This window comes from uncultured Roseobacter sp., from assembly GCF_947493125.1.
Classification (GTDB): Bacteria; Pseudomonadota; Alphaproteobacteria; order Rhodobacterales; family Rhodobacteraceae; genus Roseobacter.
Genome location: NZ_CANLQB010000011.1, coordinates 1 through 24623 on the forward strand (window position 1 = coordinate 1; position 24623 = coordinate 24623).

Here is a 24623-nt window from a genome sequence, read left to right on the forward strand (position 1 = left end):
TTGGTCGCTTGTTGGCCATGTCTTTCCTCCGCTTTCCTAAACATAGCGGAGGACCACTCAAGTGGGGGAAGACCAGCAGGTTGAGGTGCTCGTCGGGCAAGGAATGGCGCGGGTGGATGCGATCCGCGAGGTTCGCATGCCGATCCTCTCACCACAAGCTGGTGCATGCGTGTCAGATCGCGTTGTCGAAACGTTCGGCTTTCTTGGGCTTTCGTGGAAGACCATGCGTGCAGGCCCCCCGTATTGGCTTGGGTCCGGCTGGAATTCTGGTATGCGGTCAGGCAGAAACAAGGGCCAATTCCATGACATCACGTCACACCGTTGCAGCGGACCTTGCAAAGGCCATTTCTGAGTTCTCAGATCTGCCTGCTATGTCTGATAGTGAACGCACCGTCACCTATTGCAGACTTGGTCAATTTGTTTCCGCACTGAGTGAACACCTGGAAACACCACAGGTAGTCGGCATTTTTGGCTCACCCGGTGTGGCCATGGCTGCAAGTGCCGTTGCTTGTGTTATGACCGGTCGCCCGTTTGTCCATCTTGACCCTGCGATGCCACAGATGGTCTTGCACAACATCGCGTCCGAATTGAAAGTGAGCTTGATCGTCACCTGCGAAACTGCCGCACCGGGTCAATTGCCGGGCGATTGCAAGACAGTTCATGCCAATGATCTGCTGAACGACCTGCATGCACCCGACGTACCGTTGCGCGCGGTGTCGATTGCACCGACCGACCCGATTTATCTCGTGGCGACATCGGGCACGACGGGACGGCCCAAATGCATACCGGTGTCTCAGGACGCAGCCTACCTGTCCTATCTCTGGCGCGATGCGTACACGCCCTACGGTCCGGGCCTGCGCGTGGCTATATATGTCTTTGCAATTTGGGAGATGTTTCGCCCGCTGCGCAAGGGTTCAAATTTGTGGTTTCCCGATGCCAGTACCTTGTTCGCACCTGGAAAACTGGCCGAGTTCCTCATCGAAAACGACATCTCAGAGATGCTGTTCACGCCCTCTTTCTATGACACTTTTCTCAACGTGCTGGACGCCGATCGGGCCGCGGAGCTGCCACTTTCACGCGTCATTCTGAACGGAGAGGTGGTGAGCGATGATCTGATAATGGCCTCACTGGCCAAGCTGCCCAATGCGGCCTTGTGGAACCTGTACAGTATCTGCGAAACCCATGACGTCTGCATGTCGCATCTGACAGAGCCCGCAGGAGATACACCGGCATCCGTGGGTGTCCCAATGACGCATTTGCGCGCTGTCATTCTGGACGAGACCGATGCGGTCTGTCCGCCCGGAGTGTCCGGGCAGCTGCATTTCGAGGGGCCGCGTATGCTGGGCCCCGGGTATGTAAACCGTCCTGAAGAGACACGCCTTCGGTTTCGCGAATTGACAATCGAGGGGCGTGAGACAAGGCTTTATGATACCGGAGATCAGGCTTGGGTCGATGACAACGGCGCGCTGCATATCGAAGGGCGCATTGCCCATATGCTGAAACTGCGTGGTTTTTCCATCCAGACCACAGAGCTGACCGATACCATGCGTGACAGGCTCGCATTTTCCAGCGCCGCGCCTTGGGTTGCGGAGGTCGATTCGCGCGGGCAAAGCCTGATTTTCTATTATGCGGTCGATTCCGCACAGGCGGCGCGCAATGCCGAACGCTGGGGAATTGTGGACGGTGCGAACACGATACCGGCAGCGCTTGCGGCCGATTTGCGCGCCGTGCTGCCTGCCTATTGCGTGCCATCCTTTCTCGTGCAGATGGACGCCCTGCCGCTGCATCCGGTGTCCGGCAAAGCGGACCTGCGCGCGCTTCCGGCGGTTGAGGAACCCCCCCATGAACTGCACTATGCAGAAGACGCGGTCATTGCTGCGGCGGCCTTGGCCATGGCCTGTGCGCCATCAAAAATCGACCCTGCACTAAGCTTTCACGATCAAGGTGGCGACTCGCTGATGTGCGTGACCTTGATGCTGGAGCTCGAAAAGATCTACGGTATGCCGCTTGACTTTGATCTCGCCATGAACGTGCCGCTCCACCGCCTTGATCAGCTCATGACAAGGGAAGCGGACGCCCCGGCTCCAACCGAAGATTTTGGTCGGCCCGGCATATTGCTGACCGGTGCAACTGGTTTTCTGGGCGGGCACGTTCTGGCGCAGGCCGCACGCGACTTGCCGGCCGGCGAAGTTGTCTACTGCCTTGTCAGGGACAAGAACCGTGGCGCGCGTGACAGGCTTGATGAGGTTGCGGTGGCGCAAGAGGTTGCACCGGACCGTTATGTTATCGTGCACGGCACTCTCGACGCACCACATTTCGCTCTGGAGGACGAGGCTTATGCCGCACTGGCAGGCTCTGTCACCAAGGTCGTTCATTGCGCAGCGATGGTAAACCTTGCGATTGGTCAGGACGAAATGCTGGATTGGTCGATGCGAGGGATAGAAACCGTCCTGACCTTCTGTGCCAATGCAGGCGCAGACCTGCGCTTCACCTCATCAAGTGCCGTGTTTCCCGACCAGGGCGGCCCGTGGCCCGAGGCGCCCGCGACGGATTGGGATGGATGCACGGGCTATGGCGCGGCCAAAATCGCAGCAGAAGACGCCATTCGCACAGCGGGTGGCCCGGCAGCGATTGTGCGTCTGCCCTCACTTTACGACCTCGATGCCCCCAATCCGCGCGACATCTACGAGATCATTCTCGAGGCCTCTTTGCGCGCCGGTCACATGCCGCAATCGCTCGCATTTCCAATGACAGACGTGACTGCGGCGGCTGCATTCCTGCTTGGACCCATCACAGCTTCAGACGCGCCGATCTACAATCTGATGTCTGATACCCACATCGCGCCAAAAGACGCGAATGCGCTGCCTCCGATGGACTGGTTGGCAAAGGTCACCCTGGATCTCGGCATTGCGAAGGTCATCAAGGAATTTCCGGACACTTTACGCGCCACCTCAACCTTCGAGAATACCGCAGCCCGCGCAATGTGGTCGCGGATCAGCGATCGGCCGTTCGATGTGATCAGTGATGGCAAGGCCCTGCTCACGCGCCGCACGCGTGATCACCAAAGGGATCCGGCATTGATCTGAAAGTCTTCCATCGTCAACGCGCGGGCCGCGTCGCTGGCCAAAAATGCGGCAAGCTCTGCGACCTCGGACGGTTGCACAAGCTGGTTCTGAGGGTTTGACTTGGCATATTCGGCGCGAACCTGCTCCAAGGTCTGGCCTGTGGTGTCCATGTCGGCGTCAATGAACCGGCGAAGCATCTCCGTCTCGACCCATGTGGGACTGATCGAAACGCAGGTGACGCCATGCGCCGCCCCCTCAAGACTGACACAGCGGCCCAGACCCAAAAGCCCCGCTTTAGACGCGCAATACGCCGCGTTATTGGCCATGCCATGATGCGCCGCGACCGAGGCGATATTGATAATCCGACCCCAGCCCTCACGTTTCATACGCGGCATTACTGCACGTATCATTCGGAAGGTGCCGCTCAGGTTGGTGTCGATGTGATCGTTCCAGATTTGGTCAGAATGATCGATCACAGCCGCTTCTTCATAGACACCGGCAGCATTCACCAGAATATCAACGCCACCCTGCGTCGTAGCGATATCTGCAATGAAGGTATCGACGCTGTCGCGTGATCTTACGTCCAAGGGTGCGGCTATAATCTTTCCCGTATCCGCCTTCAGCACGTCATGAACAAGCCCCGCGTCGCCTGCGCTGCGTGCCCCGACGAAAACAGAAATACCGTCCTCCGCCAGCCTGCGCGCAATAGCGAGCCCCATGCCTGACAGCCCCCCTGTTACAACCGCCGTCTTTTGCTCTGATGTCATGCTGCGCCGCGTCTGCCTGGGTTCTGGAATGTCTGTTTACTATTCGGAAAACCGGGTGGTTACAAAAGCAATCTGACAGTCTTTCGGATCGATTTTGTGCAAAGAGCAGCAAATGAACGGCTGGTCGTCGGGGCTTAGGAGCCGTTCCTCTCTGGGTCAGACGCAAAGACAATTTGATTGTGAACAGTTGAGAACCGAACGCTCGTTCCATTGGTCGAGCGCCCACAGAACAGAGATTCAATCTCTTCGCTCGCGGCATTGGGAACTCAAGCTCCGCTTCGAGAGAGTTGCACTTCGAAAAAACGAAGTGAAAGCATCGCCAAGCGCGCTGCGGACATTGATACGGTGATGGGTCACGGCGACGATTTTCCATGCTGAACAGGTGGCACCTGGACATGGCAAGTGAAAAGGACTTCGGCTAAACCGTTTCACTGGGAGCGTGACCGAACCGTGCGCGGTAGTCCCGCGAAAACCGACCCAGATGCGAGAAGCCGCAGCCAAAGGCAACATCGGTTACACTCTCTCGGTTGCGGCGCCGGCAGAGCCGATAGCGTGCCGCATTCAGGCGCACAGTCTTCAGATAGTCCATTGGCGAAACAGCAAAGCTTGAACGAAAGGCCGACTGCAAACTGCGCGGATGCAACCCGCTTGCCACAGCGATATCATCTAGACGCAGATCGCGATGGTACTCTGTCTGGACAAACTCGATGGCCCGCTTGATCTGCTTGGGCACAATCGGGAAGCGCTCCATCTCGAAATACTGGCTTACGTTGCTGGGTTGCAGGCTCAGGAGCGTCCTCGCCAAGCTGCGCTCAAGGCTCATCTCTTGGAACCTCTGACGGCCCAGACCAAGCGTACCGTCTTCGTATGCGCGCACCGTTGACAGCACCGCTTCCCTTACGGCGAGACCGGGTGATCTGCTGAGATCGACCTTTGGGTCAAATCGAACCGGCCCCGGCAAATCAAAGCCAAGATCCTCGCACGCAACAATGTTCAGGAAGTCTGCATCAATCTGCAACATCACTTTGGTACAATCGGCGGACCACTCCATGTCCGTCGGACGATCCGGGTTCAGGATGGAGGCTGTCCAGACATCGGCCTCGACCTCTTCGCCGCGGTGCTTGATCAGGGCTTTGCCTGCGACAGGGATCTGAAGCAGATAGAACCGGTGGAGCTCACCCGGGTTGATGCGAACATCTCCTCCGTAGCTCAATACATTCAGAGAGCTCTGCGCGCCGGGCACATGGTTGTATCGCATGTCCAGCCCGTGCCCGCGGATCAGGTCGAGGCGATGATCACAGTATTTGTCGGCAACAGCAGAGCGGGCCTCGGAAAGATCCGTGGTCTCCAAGACCGCGTGATTTGCCAGATAGGTGGAACCCTGCATCCAAAAAACCTACCGCTTCAGCAAAAAACCTCAAGCCTCACGGATTTTGGATTCGCAATTTGGATAATCGTTTCCGTTTATCTGCTACAGCCTATCGCTGCGAAAACAGAGAAAGAGAAAGACATGGAACAGGGGGTTACGCCAAGCGCCGAGGGATTGGGTGGCACTGTGTGGAATGTCGTCGGACAGACCTACAGACCGAAGCTGCACAGCCCGAATACCTTCATCTGGCACGCGGATGTGCCAAAGGAGACGTTTGTGCCACCGCATATTCACCCAACCCAGGATGAGTGGATCTATATGCTCGAGGGCAATCTAGAAGTCGAATTTGGCGCGGATGTGCACCAGGTTGGCGTGGGTGACACAGTGCAGATGCCAATGGGCGTCGCGCACGGCATCTTCAACCGGTCTGGCACTGATGCCAAATGCGTCTTTGGCGTTGCACCGGCACGCAAGCTGTTTGATCTCTTCGTGGCGTTGGATGGCGTCACGGACCCGGAAGAACTCGTCAAGCTGTCAGCCATGCATGAAGTCGATTTCCTTCCCCCGCCGGACGCGGCTTGAGGGAGAGACGGCGATGATCAAGAGAAAGAAGGTTGCCGTCGTCGGGGGCGGCGTCAGCGGCCTGGCTGCTGCCAAGGCGTTTGATGAGCGCGGCCATCGCGTCTGCGGCTTTGAGCGCAGCCACGACTTTGGCGGGGTTTGGGAATTGTCTCGATCCTATCCGGATGTGCAGACGCAATCGCCCAAGGATCTTTATTGCTACACGGATCATCCGATGCCGGATGACTATCCCGAGTGGCCCAAGGGCCCGCAGGTGCATGCCTATCTGCATACTTATGCGGAGAAGCACAATCTCGGTCGTCTCTTCCGCTTGAACACCAACGTCAAATCCATGGATCGGCACGACGCAGGCGGCTGGACCCTGACCCTTGACGCAGGCGGTCAGAAATGGACCGAGCATTTTGACTTCGTAAGCGTCTGCACCGGTCAGTTCTCGGACAAGAACATACTGACTCACCCCGGGCAGGACGGTTTCGTCGATGCTGGCGGCGCGGTCATGCACTCCTCTGAATACACCGATCCATCTATTGTCAGAGGCAAGCGCGTCGTCGTTCTGGGTGGGTCGAAATCTGCAACTGACATTGCCGTGAACGCCGCCATCAACGGTGCGCGCGAAGTCACGTGGGTCTATCTGGAACCGGTCTGGCGTGTTCCCTATTTCGTCGGTGGTATTAACTTCAAGCGCCTGCTTTACATGCGGGCGCAGGAACAACAGTTCAACACGTGGGGCAAGTCTGGCCTGCAACGTGTGGTCGCAGCGGCTCTGAAGCCCTTGGTCTGGGTCAACTTCCGGGGCTTGGAAGCCCTTCTCAAAACCCAGCTTGGTTTGAAGAAATACAACATGGTGCCAAAGACCCCCATCGAAAAGGAGGTCTCGTGCTCGGTGCCTATCGTCACGCCTGGCCTTTTCGAAGCGCTCAAGGCCGGGAAGATCAAGCCGATCCAAGGCACCTATGAAAACTACGATGGCAAAGACATCGTGTTGAGCACAGGCGACCGCGTGCAGGCAGATGTGTCCATATTGGCCGTCGGCTGGAAGCTTGGGGTGCCCTACCTTCCGCAGGCCGAGAAAGACAAGCTCATTGAAGAGGATGGCCAGTACAGGGTGTACCGTCTGGCTGTAAACCCTGATTTGCCAGACATGGGCTTTGTGGGCTTCAATTCGTCCTTCTGCACGGTTTTGTCAGCCGAGATGATTGCGAACTGGCTTGTGCGCTACATGGATGGCCAGTTGGCCAACATACCGTCCGACAAGGCGATGCGTGACAACATCGATATGATGCTGAACTGGAAGCGCAACGAGCGCCCGGCGGCCAAGGTCTATGGTGGTTTGTGTTCGGCCCCGTTCCACTTCAAGCACTTTGACGAGCTGTTGACGGATATGGGCGCGACGAAGAGAAAGCGTTCCAACCCCTTGGCCGAGCAGTTCAGCTATCCAAGCCATGCCGCCTACGGCGAGTTCTTGGCATCCGCACCGCAATACCAGGCCGGTTGATCCGGCTTTTGCAACAAGAGTTCAGCAGAGGAGCATACGATGAAAGATCTGGATCAAGGCATCACGGCGAATGGAGAGGGCACCAAGCTCAATATTCTGGGCCAAACCTACTACATCAAAGCCTATTGCGACACGACTTTCGCTTTCGAGACCAATTCGGAACCGGGGCAGTTTGTGCCCGTGCATATTCACCCAACCCAAGATGAGTTTATTCTGGTTCAGGAGGGAGAGCTTGATCTCAAGCTCGACGGTCGATGGACAAAGGCGAAAGCGGGTGATCTGGTACGGATGCCGAAGGGCATACCTCATGGCTATTTCAACAAGTCCGACAAACCGTGCCGCGCGCTCTTCTGGGTTTCGCCAGCGGGGAAGCTCAAGGATCTCTTCGATGAACTGCATGAGATGACCGATGTCGAAGAAGTCGTGAAAATCTCCGCGCAGCACGACGTTAATTTCCTCCCGCCTGAGGCAAACGACTAACTGCAAGAAAGACGGGGACATCGCTTTTGGCGACTTGGGCGATGTGACTGGCTCGGCTGGCTTGCCTGCCAAAGCCGTCGCCTGTCGCGGCGGCGGTGTTTGAGGCGAAACCGACATTCTCCATTGGCAAGCGGATCGTGAGAAAATCGACAGGGGCTGATCGGATGGTACTCCCCAAGAAGGTCCCACCTTCTTTGTCGATGGTGGCTATCGGGTGCATCTGGCAAGATCCGAATTGACGCAATTCGGGGAGCGTGCCAGAGTTGCTGACCGAGCGTCCAATGCTCGGATTTTGCGCCTAACAAGACAGATCCCCGCCACTATTGAAGTCGCAGCCAGTCGCATTGCCGGACCTATCTGCCTGTCTGGCGACATCGCTGTTGGCAATCTGGTCAGCAACGGCTCCGGCTCCGGAAAGATTGGAAGAACTCGAGCATGCCGAGTCGGACAATTGAACACGACCGGCCGATCCGATGACACTCCTTGAGCCGATAGCGCAGTCTTGGCCCAATTCGGGCTGATGGTGTCAGTTTGTGCGGGGCGGATCCCTTAACGCATTCGCGGTACGACGCATCGCGACCACAGTTGGAGCACGACCCAACCATCAGTCAACGCCGACGGAGTTGCCGTGCAGCGCTAGGAGACCTGTTCGGAGTCCGGAAGAGACCTGAACCATAGGCTATTTGAACGGAAATGGGGCTGAGTCTCACAGTCTTCGTTCTGGTCTCAGTAAACCTTTCCCACTGTCCAGAGGGTCAGTCGGTATTCCGTGCAAGGCGAAAACCGATGTTCGTTTGACGTCGCTTGAGAGGTACCGGTTGACGCACAGTGCTCCCAAGGTTTTTGAGCGGATCGTCAAAGGACGCACCCCGCACAGTCCCCGTTTTGCAGTCTGCAGGGGCTGGGTCTTTATGTCTGGGTCGCCAGCAGTCGGATACCCATTCCCATAGGTTGCCGCGAATATCGTAGAGACCGTTGGGATCAGGTTCAAAACTTGCAACGGCTGAGACGCCGGGAGATCCGTCGCTACACTCACGGTTCGTCCAATTGAACGGAGCCGAGGCATCGGCAAAGTTGCCCCAGTCGCAGACAAGGGCGGCTCTGTTGTCCACCCAGAAAGAGTCAGCAGCAACATGCATCTGACCGTGTCGATCGTTGTCTCTCGACAAGAGATACTCAAACTCGGCCTCGGTTGGCAGCCGATAGGGCGGGCTGGCTCCACCTCGATTCAGCCATTCGAGAAAGCCATCGATATCCTCCCGGTTCACGCAAGAAACCGGGTCATCGTCCGGCGTGTCCTGCAACTGATTGTACGCGTAGGCAGTACGGCGCAAGCGGTTATCCTTGCTCCACTCATAGCATGTTGGTTCAGCCTCGATCTTACGGCTTACAAAATCGAGACCCTCTTCTTCAACATATTGACCAAACAGGGCCATCGTCGTTTCCGTGGTGGAGACCCAGAACGGCGCGACCGTAACATCGCGCGCGGGGCCCTCTTCAGGAGTGCCATCGTTGCGGCCCATGACAAATCTGCCGCCTTCGATCAGTACCATCGGCGGGCCGGGTCCGTCGCTGATAGTGGTTTGCGGCTGATCTTCATCCTTGGTTGCGATGTCTGGAGGCGTGTCATCTGGAGCAGGCACCAGGGCCTGCAGGATTGCGAGCGTTGTTGCGTCGTCGATCTCTCCGGTTCGATCCAGTCCGCTTTTGGTTTGAAAAGCAATTAGCGCCCGGCGTGTCGAAAAGCCAAGGATGCCGTCGGGTGGGCCAAGATCGTATCCCAGCTCGATCAGGCTGCGTTGCACCTCGAGAATGTCAGGGTCTCCGCTTTGAGGCGTGATCTGCACGCCATCCTTTGGCGCTATATCGACCTGTTTGGCGGGAAACTTCGCGGGGAGGGGAAAGAAGAAGGCTCCGTCGCTGCCCGACAGGTCACGAATTTGTGGCGTAATGGTCTTTTGCCAGTTGTAAGCCATTCGGAGCCTTCCGACTTCCTGGCCCAGATAGGCTTTCAACTCTCCCACCGAGATCAGACCATCGGCCCCAAGGTCGTTTTTTGAGTCCGCCGCACCCCGCACCCCCTTGAGCAAGGCGTGGGTAAAGATCGATCCGCCCAGATCATCGACCGCTATGGTTTGTTCGTTCACGCGGCCCGCAGTGATGAGGTGTCTGCCTGGCCCAGAAAGCTGCTGACGGCTGATATTGGTAAGGTCCGACTGCGGCGCGCCACCTGCGAGACCCGAAAAGCAACTGTCGAGCAAGAACAAGACCTGATGCGCGCTGATAAACCGGTTCCATCGTGCGAGGTCTGACATGGCGACCATCGACGAAAAGGAAGCTTTTCGGCTGTCAGAAAGCGGTAGAAAGCCCATTTGGCCACTACCAAGCTCAAGCGTCTCGCCATGGCCTGACCAATAGAACAGAAAGCGGTCGTTCGGACCGACCATCGGGCGGAATTCGTCGAGCATCAACTCTTCGAGCCGTGCTTTGGTGACTTTCTCCTCAGTCAGTATGTGGACGTAGTCGAAACCCGCTTCGTTGGTGAGATAGTCGCGCATCATGATCGGGTCGTTTTCGGTGGGCAGATCCGGAAACTCCGCAAAGTCACTGACACCCACGACAATGGCGTAGCTTTTTTGCAGGCCGCCAAACCCCGCGCGATGCAGCAGGCGTTCGACACCGCTTCGCTGGTCGGGGGCGATCGTTGCCTCATCTAGCCCCTCTGCGCCGCAATTGGCGGCCCACAGGGCAAACACAAAGCTTGTGATCGTACGTCTGATCATCCGTCCTCGTTCTTTGGCTTTCGCTCTTCGAGGGCCATCCTCTTCTCTTCGATCTCGAGCTTGGCCAGTCTGTATTCGTTGAGCTTGCCAAGAACGCCGAAGACCGCTCCGCCCAGTGTGGTGATTGCGCCTGCGAGGGCCGCAACCGCCTTGACCGTATCATCCATGCCACTTTGTGGTGTGACACCATCAGGTACGTCCGGAAGCGATATCCAATAGCTTATGAGGGCCAGACCGACGACAGCCAGAATGCCGATAACAATCCAATTTCTGAAAACCATGATCGCTTCCCCACGAACGCGATTATGTGTCAAAACAATACTTACCAAATAGGCTACACCAGAAGAGGCCAGCGCGCCAAGTCTTGGATCAGGTCTCAACGAATAGGTCGCCGGACTGGCGTGAGTTGCCAGGCAAGCGAGAGGGACTGCGGTGGTTGAGAAGCCACGAGGAATTGCTTCCAGAATTCGGTAGGTCCAGTTCTGTGGCGCCCGGGCAAGACGTTTAGTCAAGTCGCAGACCGGATGAGCAGGACGCAAAAGGATGGACGGTGCATTCTCAATACGTCCTGAATTTGCACTCCGGTCCGCTAGCGAAATCAGCAGGCACTGGACCAAATCGAGGTGCAAATCACCTTGAAGCGCGCCAGCCACCCGCTTTGCACTCGGCGCGCTGCACCGTCGCAGGTCGGTTGAGGAGCGTCATCAGCGGTCTCCGGTGGGTGAGGCCAATATCAGGGTTTGTCGAGCGAATTCTCTTTATCACGAGATCATGTCGAGAAGCCTAATGAAGATATCTGCAATCACACTAAAACCTCTTGAGAACAAACAAGGTAACAGAACTGCTTTTGATGTCCGAGGCTTCCATTCTCAAAAACCGTAACTTCGCCGGCCTGCTGCTAGCCAATACGATCCTTGGGGCAGCGTTTCCGATACAGTTGATCTTGGGTGGTTTGACGGGACTGATGCTGGCGCCGGACCCGGTGCTGGCGACGCTGCCGTCTTCGGTTCAAACCTTAGCCGGTTTGGTTGCCGCGGCTCCGGTTTCGATCCTAATGGGCCGTATCGGGCGTCGGGCGGGCTTTGCTTTTGGGGCGTTGATGACACTCACCGGGGCTATTGCAGCCACGCAGGCACTGTATGTTCAGAACTTCGCGCTGCTTTGTGTCGCGCATCTCCTGATGGGCGCGGGTTGGGCCGCGTTCCAATACTTCCGCTTTGCGGCGGGAGAGGCGGTCGACAGAAAATGGCGACCGGTCGCGATCTCGCTGATGCTGAGTTCCCTCCTCATCGCAGCTATCATAGGACCGCAGGTTTTTATAGCCGCGAAAGATGCGCTCGCGCCGATCCCCTTTGCGGGTGCCTATGCGGCGATCGGTATGATCGCTGTGCTTGGAATTGTCCCATTGGCCGCCGTACGGATGCCGGTGCCCATGAGGGCTGCGACGGACGACCAGTCCGACAGATTTGCCGCTCTGGCCGCGCTCCGCCGTCGTCCCATTAGGCGTTCTATCGCCATCGCTGCGGTTTCGCAGGGTGTCATGGTGTTCCTTATGGTGCCGACACCGATTGCGATGATTGGCTGCGGGTTCAGCGAAGATACCGCAAGCGATGTCGTTCGTTGGCACATTGTTGCGATGTTCGCGCCAAGTTTCTTCACCGGTTTCCTAATCCAACGATTTGGAGCGCAGCCCATTGCGACAGTCGGGCTTGGCATGATCATGGCCGCAGCCGTCGCGGCTTCTCTCGGTCTCACTGCAATGAACTTTTACGGCTCGTTGATTGTTCTGGGCGTTGGATGGAACTTTGGCTTCATCGGGGCCACGACGATGTTGGACGCTGCCTTGTCCGAGAAGGAAAAAGCAGCGGTGCAGGGTACAAATGACACGATTATTGCGCTGGTCTCAACCGTTTGCGCCTTTGCGGCCGGTTTTGTGGTTTCGACTCTCGGATGGGCGGTTCTCGCTATGATCTCAGGTGGCCTGGTCATTCTGACTCTAGTGGTCCTCCTGTCAGATCGGGCGACGACTGTTGAGATGTAGGCGTTTGCTGCCGCGCGACCGCGCCAAGTTTTTGCCATGTTTTTTGAGAGCACGCTCTCATCCGCACGGAACCGATATTGGTTTGTCTTGCCCACTGCGGACTGTGTGATCGTCGCGGTAGCCTGTAGCCGTGGCCGCGAGCGCGTATTGTCCATCTCCGGTGGCGGATTGTCTTCAGGTTTCAGGCGGCAGGGCGGCGGCGGTTGGCCTTAGATCTTTATGTCACATCCGCTTTCGCGGGCGGAAAGTATTGTGGCGCTTCGGTGCGCTCGAACATCCCGTAGTCACGCGAAACCAGCGCCAGCATGGCACTTGTGATGGAGGGATTTTCCAGAGCGGTAGCGAGGGTTGATCTGCCGCAATCACAGGAGACGGCATCCGCAACAGAGAGATAGCTTTCCTCGATGGTCACGCTCCGAAACGCTTCACCCATTTCGGTGACTGGTTCTGCCGTCGAGGCAATGATCGTGAGGTATCTCGGCGCTATCGCCTCAACATCGGCATAGGCACCCTCGATAGTCCAGGTTTCCGTCGCCACGCCCGGCCGCGCCATTGCCAGGACATGCGATATCCGAATGCGATAGTCCTGAAAATGTTTGTTGCGGCCAGCGGCTTGTGAGCTGTGATGTTTCGGATCGCTCCTCCATTTGGAGAGGGAGGCTTCATCTCTCCAGTGTGAATGGGAGAGAATTACATTTGGACGAGACAGGGATTTGAAACGCTCAATGAACAATAAACCTTTGTGCTCCGCCAGCAGCGGCCGCAACGCGTCAGCGTGCCTGAAATAATGTGCTTCATGTCCAGAGCGGGGCTCCATCTCAAAGAGCAAAGCGTGCATATCCTGACCTCAACTTGCGAACGCATCCGGAGAATACGCTATTTTGTCTGCCCCCTGGAGCGAATATGACAAACGACACGGGAACCCGTTTGCGCTTTTCTGTGGAGGCGCCTGAAGGTGCCGACCACCAGGACTTGATCGCATAGGGCTGTCTCATAGGCCGTATCCGTGTTCCAGGCCAAAGCGCAGAGGCGACCGCATTCTGCGTATGCAAAATGCGATGCGATCTGTTATTTCGACGACCCTCCGCAATCCTCGGACAACTCGCCAAACAGACGCCAGCAATCAACGTGATCCCGGAGACACGTTCAAGACCTTGTTGAACGGTATACGCTCCAACTCGTTGGATCTCGGTTCTGGCGTCGAAGCGCTGAATGAGGCCATCGCAAGGTTCGGCCTGCTCGGGATTTCAAACACGGATCGGGGCGGTCTGTTCACGTCTTTTGCTCGGGTCGGTCGACCTGCACGTTTGCGAGAGCAGATCAGGAGCAAAGATTGCATTCTAAGATGCATCGCGTTCCGCGGTTGCAGACACCACTGGTCCACCCGGGGCTGCGCAGCGCAAGCGATGGTCTATGGCTTTGCAGAGACATGAACCAAACTGACCAGCAGGAATCGAAGACGAATCCAATCTGCGCCGAAAACTGTCCAAATATCGGGGCAACTCCGGCTTTCTACGACCTAGAGGCGAAAAAAGAGAGGCTCACCGAAGAGTTGCGACAAAATATGCACGTGGTCGAACTTCTCAGCGAGCGGTATCGAAGTCATCGCGGTACGCCGCCTGCGGTATCAGGTACCAATTTCGTGACGCAGGAGGCGTTCGCGTGCGGATGCGACAGTCGTAGGTGTGCGACAGTTTTTCGTCTGTCAGCACGACCTCGGGAACGCCATCTGCGACAACACGGCCAGATTTCATCAACACCACGCGATCCGCAAACATTGCCGAGAGGTTGAGGTCATGCATGACGGCAACCACACCGCCGCCGGCATCTGCGTACTCGCGTGCGATCTGCATGACGTGAAGTTGATGTCCGATGTCCAAGCTCGACACAGGCTCGTCGAGCAATAGCCAGCGTGGCTGTCCGGAAATCTTTGGCTCCCACACCTGACACAACACCCGAGCCAGTTGCACGCGCTGTTGTTCTCCGCCCGACAATTCCTGATAATAACGTGCTTCATACCCGCTCAGGCCAACGCGCGCCAAGGCCCGGTGCGGCAGATTGCTGTCATCCGAGATGCTCTGGGCGAGACCAAGCCGCACCACCTCGATGGCCTGGAAAGGGAAGGACATTGGCGTGGATTGCGGGAGTACCGCTCGAATGCTCGCCAATTCCCAGGCGGGCGTCGTTGCAATGTTGCAGCCAGCCACACGGATGTCACCGGTACAGCGGACTTCTCCGGTCAGCGTCTTCAGCAAGCTGGTTTTGCCTGACCCGTTAGGCCCGACAATCGCCGTTAGCTCACCGGCGTGCGCGGCGAATTCCAGCCCCTCAAGGACCGTCTTGTGTCGGTATCGCAGGGTCACGCCTCTCGCGATGATCATCTCAGAGGTCGACCACGGTGCGGCGGCGTAGAAGGATCCACAAGAAGAAGGGAGCGCCCAGTACCGCCGTGACAATGCCGATGGGCAGCTCAGCGGGCGCAACGATGAAGCGCGAGACAATGTCGGCAAGCAACAGCAGGCTGGCCCCCAGCAGGGCGGAGTTGATCAGAAGCCCGTGATGATCGGGCCCCGTAAACAACCGCAGCAGATGCGGCACGACGATGCCCACGAAGCCTATACCGCCCGAGACTGCCACTGCGGCGCCGGTCGCGGCGCTGACGCCCAGAATGGCAACATTCTTGGTGCGCTGCACGTTGATCCCCATGTGATGTGCCGACGCTTCGCCGAGCGCGAGCCCGTTCAGCCCGTGCGCAAGGGTCGTCGCTATACATGTAGCGATCACGATGACAGGTCCAGCAACCATGACTTTGCTCCAGGAACTGCCTGCAAGCGACCCCAACTGCCAGAATGTGAGCTCACGCAGTTGCATGTCGTCCGCATGGAAGATCAGCAGCCCAGACACAGCTCCGGTCAGCGCGGCCAGGGCTATGCCGGCCAGTAGCATCGTGGCCACCGAGGTGCGCCCGGAGCGTGTCGCCACCACATAGAGCAGCATCATTGATGCCCAAGCGCCGGCAAAGGCCATCACCGGTAAGAGTGCATCCCCCAGATATCCAGCGATCCCGAAGGGCAGGGCGCTTCCTAAGACGATAGCCAGCAGCGCGCCGAGCCCCGCACCTGCGCTGACGCCCAGAAGGCCCGGATCGGCCAATGGATTGCGAAAGAGCCCCTGCATTACAGCTCCCGAAACCGCCAGCGCAGCCCCAACGCAAGCGCCCAGCAGGGTTCGTGGCGCGCGGATTTCCCAAAGGATCGCGGCTTCGGTCGCCGACAGGCTCTGACCGACCATGAGGCTCCAGAGGGCGCGCCACAGCGACGTCCCCGACGCTCCGACCGCAAGGCTGATGACGCAGACGGCGATCAAACCCAGCGCAAGAAGACCTCGCAATTGCCGCGCGCGCTGGCGGCGATCCACGACAACGCCCATGCTTTGATCGGCGAGTGCCACAGCCTCAGCCCGCCGAATAAAGCGCGTTGTGCAATTCTCGGACAGCCTGAGCTGTGCGCGGTCCGAACCCCAATAATAAGAGCCCGTTCATTCGCACCACCGCTTTCTCTTGTGCCGCGGGAGTGGTGCGCAGGGCCGGCATCGCGAAGAGCTCCGCGTCGCTGCTCGCGTGATTGCCGCTGCGGTCCATCATCAGGATCACGTCGGGGGCGGCAGTAGCAATCGCTTCGGCGGTCACGGATTTGTAGCCTTCGAAGGTATCAATGGCGTTCTCTCCGCCCGCCAGGGCGATGATCGCATCGGCAGATGTTTCCGTGCCGGAGGCCATGAGCCGCCCACCTTGCGTGCTGAGAAGGAACAGAACTCGCGGGCGCGGCTGATCGGAAGCCGCAATCTCCTGCGCGGTCGATTGCAATTCTGTCACCACCTTTTCCGCAAGCCTTGCCGCCTTGTCGGGCACGCCCAGAGCTGTGCCCACGGCATTGATCTTGTCGGCGATCTGCGGGGCCGTGCGCGCCTGCGGCATCTCGATGAAGGGGATCTGCGCTGATTTCAGAAGCTCCACCGCGTCTGGGGGTCCCGCGCCTTCCTCCGATATAATCAGATCCGGTTGCGCGCTCAGTACACCTTCAGGCGACAGGGCCCGGATGTAGCCAACATCGGGCAGACCCAGAGCAGCGGGTGGGAAGCTCGAGGTCGTATCGCGCGCCACGAGCCTATGTTCTTCGCCCAAGGCAAAGACGATCTCGGTAACCGATCCCCCGAGGGCCACAATCCGGCCCGCACTGACGTCGGCGCGTACGTTGGAGGTGGCGAGCCCCAACGCGAGTAAGATCAGCGTGACGAGCAAACCGATACGATCGCTCAAGGTCATGCGGCCCTGTTTCAGTTTCATTGCACAGCCTCCACCTCAAGCGCTGGCAGCGCTTCGACGATCTCGCGCCAGGCCGGGCGGCTGTCGCGCCCCTCCTTTCCGAGCCCGAAAACCTGAAAGATCAGCATGCCGCGTGCATCGAAAGCCTCGACCGAGACCGCTGGTCCGCGTTGCGTCGGTTTTTCGACCGCCCAGACCTCGGCGACGTGATCGCTGCGCAGATGCAAGTTGAAGCCCGGGTCCATCACATTCTGCCAGGGTCCCATGCGTTTGAGCGTTTTGATTGGCCCTGTGTGGATCTGAATGCAGCCGCGATTACCGACAAAGAGCATGACCTCAATCTGCCTATCGCGCACGGCTTCGAGCATTATATCTATGGCCCCAGGTGGCAGAGCACGCACGAAAGGGGCGCCTGCGATCCGATAGGCACCAAGGCGGTTCATCTTCAGCTTTGAGGCCAGCCGAAGGAACTGATGCGTGTCGGTCATTCGCGCCCATTCCTTGCGCAGAATGTCGAGCTTGCCAGGATCCGATTTGGGAACCTCCGGAGGCTGTCGCGCTGCAACCGTAAGCTGGGTGTCCTGATGGGGCAGGGCGATCTGAACCTTCGCCTGCTCCCATGGATCCTCGACAAGGTCCTCGCGCAGGAAGATCTTGTGCACGGCATCTCCCGCCGCGTCGAAGATCTGCAGACTGCGGCGCAGACCGGCCTCAATTTTCGTTTCGACCATGTAAGCGTGGCGCCAGTGGCCGGGAAAGATGCGCAAGTCGATCTCTTCCGTCAACACCATCGCCGCATGAGATCCCGGATGATAGTTGTCATAAAGGCCGATCTTTTCGTGCACGCAGGACCTGTTGCGGGTCAGCGCCATGGTCTCGCCGAAACTGGCGGCGGCATGAATGACCTGATCTGGATGCGCCACGGCGGCCGTTGCGCCAAAGCCGACGTGGGCGGCCACCAGCTGCGCTTCTGTCAAGCCCAACTTCTCCGCCAGATCGCGGTCTCGCATCTTCGGTTCTGCAGCGCGGGCCGCACGAATGTCTTCGGGAGTGAGGTCTGTCATAACGGCGCACCAATTTTGTTCGGGAGATCAAAATTGGCTCGGTGGATTGGATCACCTGGCTGACGATATTCTTGACACTTTTAGTAAGTTTAAGATATCTCTTCAAGGGGGAAGCGAACGACTTGCCCGAAATCTTCCAAATTGACTGCGGCCAGCCTCTTGCGAGCACGCGACTTTGCCAGCTTCGAGGGGACCTATGCTTTTGCCATATTCGCGCGATCTGTTGCGCGCCACCACGGCGGCGCTGATTGCCGCGCCTGCGGCCGCCTATTCACAAACGCAGGACGAGGATGCCACCTATCTTGGCACTATCGTTTTGGGTGAAAGCAAGCGGGATGTCGCTACCGAAACCGCCATTCCCACCACTATAATTGATGAGACGGAGATCAAGGACCGGCAGGCCGGCACCATCGCCGAGCTCATCGATTCCGTCCCCGGTGTGACGCTGGTCAACGGGGCAACCGCCGCTGGCTCCGGCATCAACATCCGCGGCTACGGTGCAAACGGCACCTTCGGCACTGACCAGAAGGTGCTCATTCAGGTCGACGGCGCGACCAAGGGCAGCGAGGAACTCTACCGCATCGGCACCCAGCTCTACACCGACCCCTTCCTCTTCCGCGAGGTCGAGGTGATCCGCGGCACTATTGGCTCGTTCGAATATGGCTCGGGCGTCTTCGGCGGAGTGGTGCGGCTCGAGACGATCAACGCCTCGGACATCCTTGGCGAGGAGCTGGGTTTCGGCGGGCGGCAGACATTTGAGTTCTCTTCGAACGGCGATGGATTGACCAGCTCCACGATCCTCGGATGGCAACCCGACGAGAACCTCGAGCTGCTCTTCAACTATACCCGCCGCACCCTTAGCGTTCGCACTGACGGTGATGGCGACGAGATCAACCCGGCGGCGGGCGATCTGGACGATCCGTCATACCTCATCAAGGGCCGCTATACCTTCGGCGACGACCGCGCGCATTCCCTGACCTTCAGTTATTCCAACACCGAACAGGAACAGTTCGATGTCCCCTATGACACCTTCGGGCTGGCCAACTTCGGCAATGTCGACCGCGTCATCGAAAATGAGGTCGCCAGCTTGCGCTATAACTACAATCCGGTCGGCAACGATCTCATCAATCTCTATGTCGAGCTGACCTATTCCGATGAGCTGGTGGAGAGCCAGGCGATTGACCGCACACTGTCGGTGGGTACGCTCGGGCTGCTGGATGCGGACAATCGCTACCAGACCACCACGCTGCGCATCCGCAACACCGCGCTCTTTAGTACGGGGGCAGTGCAGCACGAGTTGCGCGCAGGCGCCGAGTACATCTGGCGCGACCGTCAGGACGCCTCTGCCGGCTCTGCGCCCGGGGGAGAGAAGGAGGTGTTCGCGCTCTACTTGGTCGATGAGATGCAGATCGGTGACGCCTGGACGATCATGCCCGCCCTGCGCTTCGAAACCCAGAAGATCACCGAGGACCCCGCCAATGGGCTCTCGGAATTCGGCGATGACGCGGTGATGGGTGGGCTGTCGCTCCGCTATGCCTTCGACAACGGCATCGCCCTCTTCGGCTCGGCGGCCTACACTGTGAACCTGCCTATCGTTGATGACATCGAAAGCAGTCTCATCTTCCAGTCAGAGCGCGCCACCACCTACGAGGTCGGGGTCTCCTATGCAGGCCTCGATGTATTCGAGGCTGGCGACACGCTGGCCATGAAGCTCAACTACTACACGCAGGCCTCCGACAGCGTCACTACTATCCGCGCAATGGCCGACCCGCTTGCCTCAGTCGATGCCGTCGACCGCGACGGCTTTGAATTCGAAGCCTCCTATGCGCGCCAGAGTGGGTTCTACGTTGATCTCAACGCCCATATCTCCGACGGGGAAGAGAGCTTGCTCAACGGTACCGTGCAGGACTATCGCTTCAACCCGGCCGATGCGCTGCGGGTCACGATCGGCCAGCGGCTCAGCGACGCCTGGGACCTGAGCTATGAACTCGCGACCCAGCGCCGCTATGACGAAGGCACCGATGTCTCCCCCGGCTTCGGCGTCAGCAACCTGCGCGCCACCTACGTGCCGAAGGGCGGTGCGCTGGAGGGCACCGAAATCCGTTTCGGCGTCGAGAATGTCTTCGACAAGCTCTACCAGCCACGCCTCTCGACCCGCAACGCGACAGGGCGCAATTTCATTCTGACGCTCGCCGCCACCTTCTGACCTTGATCACCGGACGAAAGACGCCAAGTGAGAGACAAGCGATCCAATGGAGACCAACGATGTATATCGCAATGAACCGCTTCACTGTCCGCCCCGAGAACGCCGAGGCCTTCGAAGCGCTCTGGCTGGGACGGGACAGTCATCTCAAAGACATGGAGGGATTTGTGGAGTTTCACATGCTCAAGGGTCCGGAGGCCAACGGCACGATTCTCTACGCCTCGCACACGGTCTGGGCCTCCGAGGAGGCCTTCCGCGGCTGGACGCGCAGCAACGCTTTCCGCGAGGCGCACAAGAACGCGGGCGAGACCGCCAAGCTGCACGAAGGATCGCCCACCTTCGAAGGGTTTTCGACGATCCAGCACATCGCCTGACCGGGGCCGCGGTTTGCTCCCGCGGCTCCAAACCGCTAGACTTACACCACACTCCAGCAACTGCCGCGTGGCATTGCCAGGGTCTTTCCGCATATCGTTGAGACCACACCGAGGATGCCGATGCACCGCTTTCTTCTCCCACTCCTCATGGCCCTTGTGCCGGTTTGCACGCTGGCGGAGGAGGCCGCCCACATCGGGATTGAACTGAACGCCACCGAGAGCGATGGCCAAGCCTGCACCCTCACCTTCGTGATTGAGAACGGCCTGCTCACGCCCATTGATGTGCTGGTCACCGAAACCGTCCTCTTCACCGCCGCGGGGCAGGTCGAGCGCCTCACTCTTTTCGACTTTGGCGCGCTGCCGGCTGCGCGACGGCGAGTGCGCCAATTCGCGGTCGAGGGACTGGCCTGTGATGATCTCGGCCAGATTCTTTTCAATGGAACCGAGCGCTGTGAGGGTGGTGATCTCACACTCGAGACCTGCGACGCGGCGCTGCGGGCAAGCACGCGCACATCCATCGAGGTGCTGCGATGAGCGCGCAGATGGCCGCCTGGCTCGCCCCCGTCCGCGATCTGGTTGAAACCGGCGGGCCTGTGGTCCTGCTGCTACTGATCATTTCGGTGCTGACCGTCGCGGTGATCCTCTACAAGCTCTGGCAGTTTGCCAGCGCAGGCGTCGGGCGCCACCGCGCGCTCACGCAAGCCATTGCAGCCCTCGAGGTCGATGACCCTACGGGCGCCCGCGACGCGCTCGCGCGCTCCGCCAGCCATCTCGCGCCGCTGATCCGACATGCATGGCAAAGCGGACAGAGCCGGGCGCGCCTGGCCGTCGAGGCCGAGACCGCCTTCGCGCGCCTCGAACGCGGCTTCCGCTGGCTCGACACCGTGGCCCAGCTCGCGCCCCTGCTCGGGCTGTTCGGCACAGTTCTGGGCATGATCGACGCCTTCCAGGCCCTGCAAAACGCGGGCGCGCAAGTCGACCCCTCGGTTCTGGCCGGCGGCATTTGGGTCGCCCTTCTGACCACCGCCGCCGGGCTCAGCGTCGCCATGCCCGCCGCCCTCGCGCTCAGCTGGTTCGAAGGGCGGATGGCGAGCGAGCGCCTTCTGGCCGAACGATTGCTGCACTCGCTGTGGCCTGCGGCTCTTGAGACCAGCGCGGACGAGCCTGCGGCCACGGGGCTCTCCCATGCTTAGCGCCCCCCGGGGCCGGCGGCGCCTGTCGATGACATCGCTCGTTGATGTCATCTTCCTGCTACTGCTTTTCTTCATGCTCTCCTCGACCTTCTCGCGCTTCGCCGAGGTCGAGCTTGCCGCCGCAGGTCAGACCGGAGGGCAAGCCGCGCAGGCGCCGCTACTTTTTTTCCAGCTTGCACCCGACCACTTCACCGTGAATGGCGTGCGACATGCGCTGGATGATCTGGAGCAAAGCCCACTGACAGATGTGCCTCCTGGGAGCCGCGCGCTGCTCAGTCTGCGCGGCCCCGTCGATGCTCAGCGACTGACCGACGCCCTTGTGGCCCTGCGTGCGATCCCTGGGATAACTCTGAGCGTCCTGGGCCGCTGACAGATGCGAGCCCGCCCGCATAAACGCGAGCCGACCATCGCGCTGATCAACATCGTCTTCCTGATGCTGGTGTTCTTCATGGTGGCGGGAACGCTCAACGCCCCGCAAGACCGCCCGCTCACCCTCGTTCAGACAGCCGAGGTCGAAGGCCGTGTGCCGCCCGATGTGCTCGTCATAAACGCGGATGGTCAGATGCGCATCGACGGCGCCGTGGTCGGCAGTGTCGCCGCGGCCTATGACAGGCTGCCCGCTACCGCGCAGGTCCGTCTGATGCCCGACCGGGCGCTGTCCGCCGCCGAGTTGGTCCGGGTCGCCGCGCAACTCAAGATCCTGGGCGCGGGTCGGGTGATGATCGTGACGGAACGCGGCCTGCCATGATTCCACGGCTTGTCATGACGAAATTGGCCGCTCTTTTGGGTGCTGTCGCGCTCCACATAGCGATACTACAACCGTGGGATCAGCCCGAACGTGCGATGATGGAGACGGGCTCTGGCGCGGCTGTCGCGACTTTGGGCACCAGTTTTGCCGACATGGTCGCGGGGACAGAGCAGTCACGCCCTCTCCAAGATATGCTTTCATCCAAGCGTCCAACCAATCGCACCGACCCCGCCACCGTAACGTCCACGCCGCCGGTCGCGCCCGCTTCGGCAATTCCAATAGGGAAGCCCCTTGCGCAGCCCATGAGTCTCCAGCCGGAGATCACCCGCGCCGAGACTGCCGCCGATGTCATCATCCCCCCCACAGCAACATCTGTCGTGGCGGCCGGAACCGTGTCGCTACGTCCAAGGCTGCGCCCAGACCGGCCACAGTTCGCCCCGGTACCGGCAGAGCCGCCGCCTGCGATTTCCAAGACGGGGCGAGGCGTACAGGATGCCGTTCAAGGCACCGCGTCCGGTGAGGTGGAGGCATCCGCAAAAAGCCAAGGGCAACCAACCACGACCTCCGCCGTATCCGGCACAGCCGCCGCCGCCAACTACCCCGGACAGGTGATGCGGCACATCGCGCGCCAACGCCGCCCTGATCTCGACGTCCGCGGGACGACGGTCATCGCGTTCACCATCGGGTCTGACGGACGGTTGGCCGACGCGCAAGTCGCGCGCAGTTCGGGATCATCGGCACTGGACCGAGCGGCCCTAAAGATCGTACACCGTGCCGCCCCGTTTCCACCGCCACCCGAGGGCGCCCGCCGTCGGCACTCTGTTGGTATTGAGGGCCGCGGTTAGTCCTGAGACGATATGAACCCCATGATCGCCGGAACAAGCGCTGGATGCAGCGGTAGGTCGGGATCGGTGTAGGTCGCAAACGGTTGTCCAGATACATCCGCTTTCAGCATGTGGGTCATATCCGGGATGAGATGCAACTCGGAATCTAAAGCCGCGGACTGCAGAAGCTTGGCATCTTGCACGCCGATCTGGACATCGGCCTCGCCGTGCACAATCAAAAGAGGCAGCTTGAGCGCTGCAGTTGCAGTCATCGGGTCATAAGAAAACAAGTCAATCATGTAGCGTTGCATCCCTGGCTGGAACATGGGCTGCAGCTCAGCCGAAATCGCGTTGATCGGATAGGGCTGCCCCGCTTCAAGACTGTCAATAATCGCTTCCAATTCGGCGATGAAAGGTCCGTTGGCGGGATTGGCACGGATCTGCGCCCGCATTAGCTGTCCAACTGGACGTCCTGGAGCCGCCAGCAGGATCACGCCGCACAGCGCTGCAGGTGGCTTCGTTGCGGCGATCATCGCCACCAAGCCGCCTTCAGAATGGCCCGCCACCCAAACGCACGAGGCTGTCTTTGCTGCTCTATCGACCCACGCGCGCGCATCCTCTGCATAGTCCGTGATCGTGACGGCGTTCGGGTCAGCGATAGCCGTTGCGCTGCCAAAGAACCCTCGCTTGTCGATCCGGATGGATGACAGACCTGCCGCGGTCAGGGCTTCGGCCAGCAGACGATAACTGTTTGAGTGCAAGCCAACCTCCGGCCCGTTGCCATCGCGGTCAACAGGTCCGGAGCCCGGCACGATTACAACCACGTGTTGCCTCTCGCCCGCATCAGTATAGGTGCCTGACAGAGCGCCCTCGGGTCCCGGAATGGTCAGGACTTCGGCGCGCGCATGCGGGCTCTGAAAAACCATTGAAGCGGCCACTGCCATCGAGAGTGTTCTCATCCCTATGATCCTCGGTATCTGCACATGCGGGGGCCGTGATGTCGAAGGGGAACGGCAGGAAACGGCTCCCGTCGCATAATCCTCTAGAGAGGTTACACAATCAACACTGCGGCAAGACATCCGGAGTGCACAATCAGTCTTTTGCATGGGTCAAAAAGCGGGCTCACCAACGATGTTAGAAGATGTGGAGTCGAGGCGAGGGGTTACCCCTTGCGGCGCGACTGCAGTGAAAGATTGGCCCGGCGCAGACCTATCTTTTTCGATCTACCAAGAAGGTTTCCGGTGATGAAAGCTTTGCGAAGACAACCGTGCGTTTGCGGATGTGGGCGACCGCACCGATATCGTGGCAGCC

At 59.3% G+C, this 24623-nt stretch carries 22 protein-coding genes; 12 read left to right on the top strand and 10 right to left on the bottom strand.

The features are described 5' to 3' along the window. Window positions 1-302 precede the first annotated feature (302 nt). Window positions 303-3086 (top strand): AMP-binding protein, encoded by a 2784-nt coding sequence (locus Q1A71_RS20360; protein ID WP_299681026.1) that lies wholly within the window; start codon window positions 303-305, stop codon window positions 3084-3086. On the opposite strand, the gene Q1A71_RS20365 is transcribed toward Q1A71_RS20360, so the two are convergent. Then, window positions 3059-3832 carry an SDR family NAD(P)-dependent oxidoreductase gene (locus Q1A71_RS20365; RefSeq protein WP_299681028.1) on the bottom strand — a complete coding sequence of 258 codons (774 nt, stop codon included), beginning with the start codon at window positions 3830-3832 and terminating at the stop codon, window positions 3059-3061. The two genes, Q1A71_RS20360 and Q1A71_RS20365, sit on opposite strands and share 28 nt — an antisense overlap. A 418-nt stretch (window positions 3833-4250) precedes the next feature. After that, on the bottom strand, window positions 4251-5219 hold the full coding sequence (locus Q1A71_RS20370; protein WP_299681031.1) for an AraC family transcriptional regulator: 969 nt from the start codon (window positions 5217-5219) through the stop codon (window positions 4251-4253). Between the two features lie 123 nt (window positions 5220-5342). Between Q1A71_RS20370 and Q1A71_RS20375 the strand changes: the two genes are divergently transcribed. From Q1A71_RS20375 to Q1A71_RS20385, 3 genes are read left to right on the top strand one after another with little or no spacing between them, the layout of a single operon-like run. Beyond that, window positions 5343-5783, top strand: a complete 441-nt coding sequence (locus Q1A71_RS20375) for a cupin domain-containing protein (RefSeq protein ID WP_299681034.1) — start codon at window positions 5343-5345, stop codon at window positions 5781-5783. Window positions 5784-5796: 13 nt separating this feature from the next. Further along, window positions 5797-7278 carry an NAD(P)-binding domain-containing protein gene (locus Q1A71_RS20380; RefSeq protein ID WP_299681038.1) on the top strand — a complete coding sequence of 494 codons (1482 nt, stop codon included), beginning with the start codon at window positions 5797-5799 and terminating at the stop codon, window positions 7276-7278. A gap of 39 nt (window positions 7279-7317) precedes the next feature. Continuing rightward, entirely contained in the window at window positions 7318-7758 is a 441-nt protein-coding gene (locus Q1A71_RS20385) for a cupin domain-containing protein (RefSeq protein WP_299681041.1), read from the top strand. Window positions 7759-8513: 755 nt separating this feature from the next. Here the strand turns inward: Q1A71_RS20385 and Q1A71_RS20390 are convergent. Continuing rightward, a complete protein-coding gene (locus tag Q1A71_RS20390; protein WP_299681044.1) occupies window positions 8514-10541 on the bottom strand; it encodes an SUMF1/EgtB/PvdO family nonheme iron enzyme in 2028 nt (675 codons plus the stop codon). Then, complete coding sequence (locus Q1A71_RS20395; RefSeq protein ID WP_299681047.1) at window positions 10538-10822, bottom strand: hypothetical protein; 285 nt, start codon at window positions 10820-10822, stop codon at window positions 10538-10540. Before Q1A71_RS20395 ends, Q1A71_RS20390 begins: the two co-directional genes overlap by 4 nt. A gap of 569 nt (window positions 10823-11391) precedes the next feature. Here Q1A71_RS20395 and Q1A71_RS20400 point away from each other — a divergent pair. Beyond that, a complete protein-coding gene (locus Q1A71_RS20400) occupies window positions 11392-12582 on the top strand; it encodes an MFS transporter (RefSeq protein ID WP_299681050.1) in 1191 nt (396 codons plus the stop codon). Window positions 12583-12799: 217 nt separating this feature from the next. Here Q1A71_RS20400 and Q1A71_RS20405 read toward each other — a convergent pair whose 3' ends face one another. The 5 genes from Q1A71_RS20405 to Q1A71_RS20425 form a co-directional block, all read right to left on the bottom strand. Further along, complete coding sequence (locus tag Q1A71_RS20405; RefSeq protein ID WP_299681053.1) at window positions 12800-13420, bottom strand: antibiotic biosynthesis monooxygenase; 621 nt, start codon at window positions 13418-13420, stop codon at window positions 12800-12802. A 745-nt stretch (window positions 13421-14165) separates the two neighbouring features. Beyond that, window positions 14166-14963: a heme ABC transporter ATP-binding protein gene (locus tag Q1A71_RS20410; RefSeq protein ID WP_299681056.1), complete on the bottom strand. Its 798-nt coding sequence runs from the start codon at window positions 14961-14963 to the stop codon at window positions 14166-14168. A 1-nt stretch (window position 14964) separates the two neighbouring features. Beyond that, on the bottom strand, window positions 14965-16011 hold the full coding sequence (locus tag Q1A71_RS20415; protein WP_299681313.1) for an iron chelate uptake ABC transporter family permease subunit: 1047 nt from the start codon (window positions 16009-16011) through the stop codon (window positions 14965-14967). Window positions 16012-16036: 25 nt separating this feature from the next. Further along, entirely contained in the window at window positions 16037-16927 is an 891-nt protein-coding gene (locus Q1A71_RS20420) for an ABC transporter substrate-binding protein (protein WP_299681059.1), read from the bottom strand. Next, a complete protein-coding gene (locus Q1A71_RS20425; protein ID WP_299681062.1) occupies window positions 16924-17970 on the bottom strand; it encodes a ChuX/HutX family heme-like substrate-binding protein in 1047 nt (348 codons plus the stop codon). Before Q1A71_RS20425 ends, Q1A71_RS20420 begins: the two co-directional genes overlap by 4 nt. A 196-nt stretch (window positions 17971-18166) precedes the next feature. Between Q1A71_RS20425 and Q1A71_RS20430 the strand changes: the two genes are divergently transcribed. From Q1A71_RS20430 to Q1A71_RS20460, 7 genes are all read left to right on the top strand, one after another. Further along, window positions 18167-20176, top strand: a complete 2010-nt coding sequence (locus Q1A71_RS20430; RefSeq protein ID WP_299681065.1) for a TonB-dependent receptor — start codon at window positions 18167-18169, stop codon at window positions 20174-20176. A 59-nt stretch (window positions 20177-20235) separates the two neighbouring features. Beyond that, window positions 20236-20547 (top strand): antibiotic biosynthesis monooxygenase, encoded by a 312-nt coding sequence (locus tag Q1A71_RS20435; RefSeq protein WP_299681068.1) that lies wholly within the window; start codon window positions 20236-20238, stop codon window positions 20545-20547. Between the two features lie 120 nt (window positions 20548-20667). After that, entirely contained in the window at window positions 20668-21081 is a 414-nt protein-coding gene (locus Q1A71_RS20440) for a hypothetical protein (RefSeq protein ID WP_299681071.1), read from the top strand. Further along, entirely contained in the window at window positions 21078-21740 is a 663-nt protein-coding gene (locus Q1A71_RS20445; RefSeq protein WP_299681074.1) for a MotA/TolQ/ExbB proton channel family protein, read from the top strand. The genes Q1A71_RS20440 and Q1A71_RS20445 overlap by 4 nt, the downstream gene beginning before the upstream one ends. After that, window positions 21733-22110, top strand: a complete 378-nt coding sequence (locus tag Q1A71_RS20450) for a biopolymer transporter ExbD (protein ID WP_299681076.1) — start codon at window positions 21733-21735, stop codon at window positions 22108-22110. The genes Q1A71_RS20445 and Q1A71_RS20450 overlap by 8 nt, the downstream gene beginning before the upstream one ends. Before the next feature lie 3 nt (window positions 22111-22113). Continuing rightward, window positions 22114-22488, top strand: coding sequence for a biopolymer transporter ExbD (locus tag Q1A71_RS20455; RefSeq protein WP_299681079.1), 375 nt, complete (start codon window positions 22114-22116; stop codon window positions 22486-22488). Window positions 22489-22790: 302 nt separating this feature from the next. Further along, complete coding sequence (locus Q1A71_RS20460; protein WP_299681082.1) at window positions 22791-23333, top strand: energy transducer TonB; 543 nt, start codon at window positions 22791-22793, stop codon at window positions 23331-23333. Here Q1A71_RS20460 and Q1A71_RS20465 read toward each other — a convergent pair. Next, window positions 23330-24418 (bottom strand): alpha/beta fold hydrolase, encoded by a 1089-nt coding sequence (locus tag Q1A71_RS20465; protein WP_299681085.1) that lies wholly within the window; start codon window positions 24416-24418, stop codon window positions 23330-23332. The two genes, Q1A71_RS20460 and Q1A71_RS20465, sit on opposite strands and share 4 nt — an antisense overlap. Between the last annotated feature and the right edge of the window lie 205 nt (window positions 24419-24623).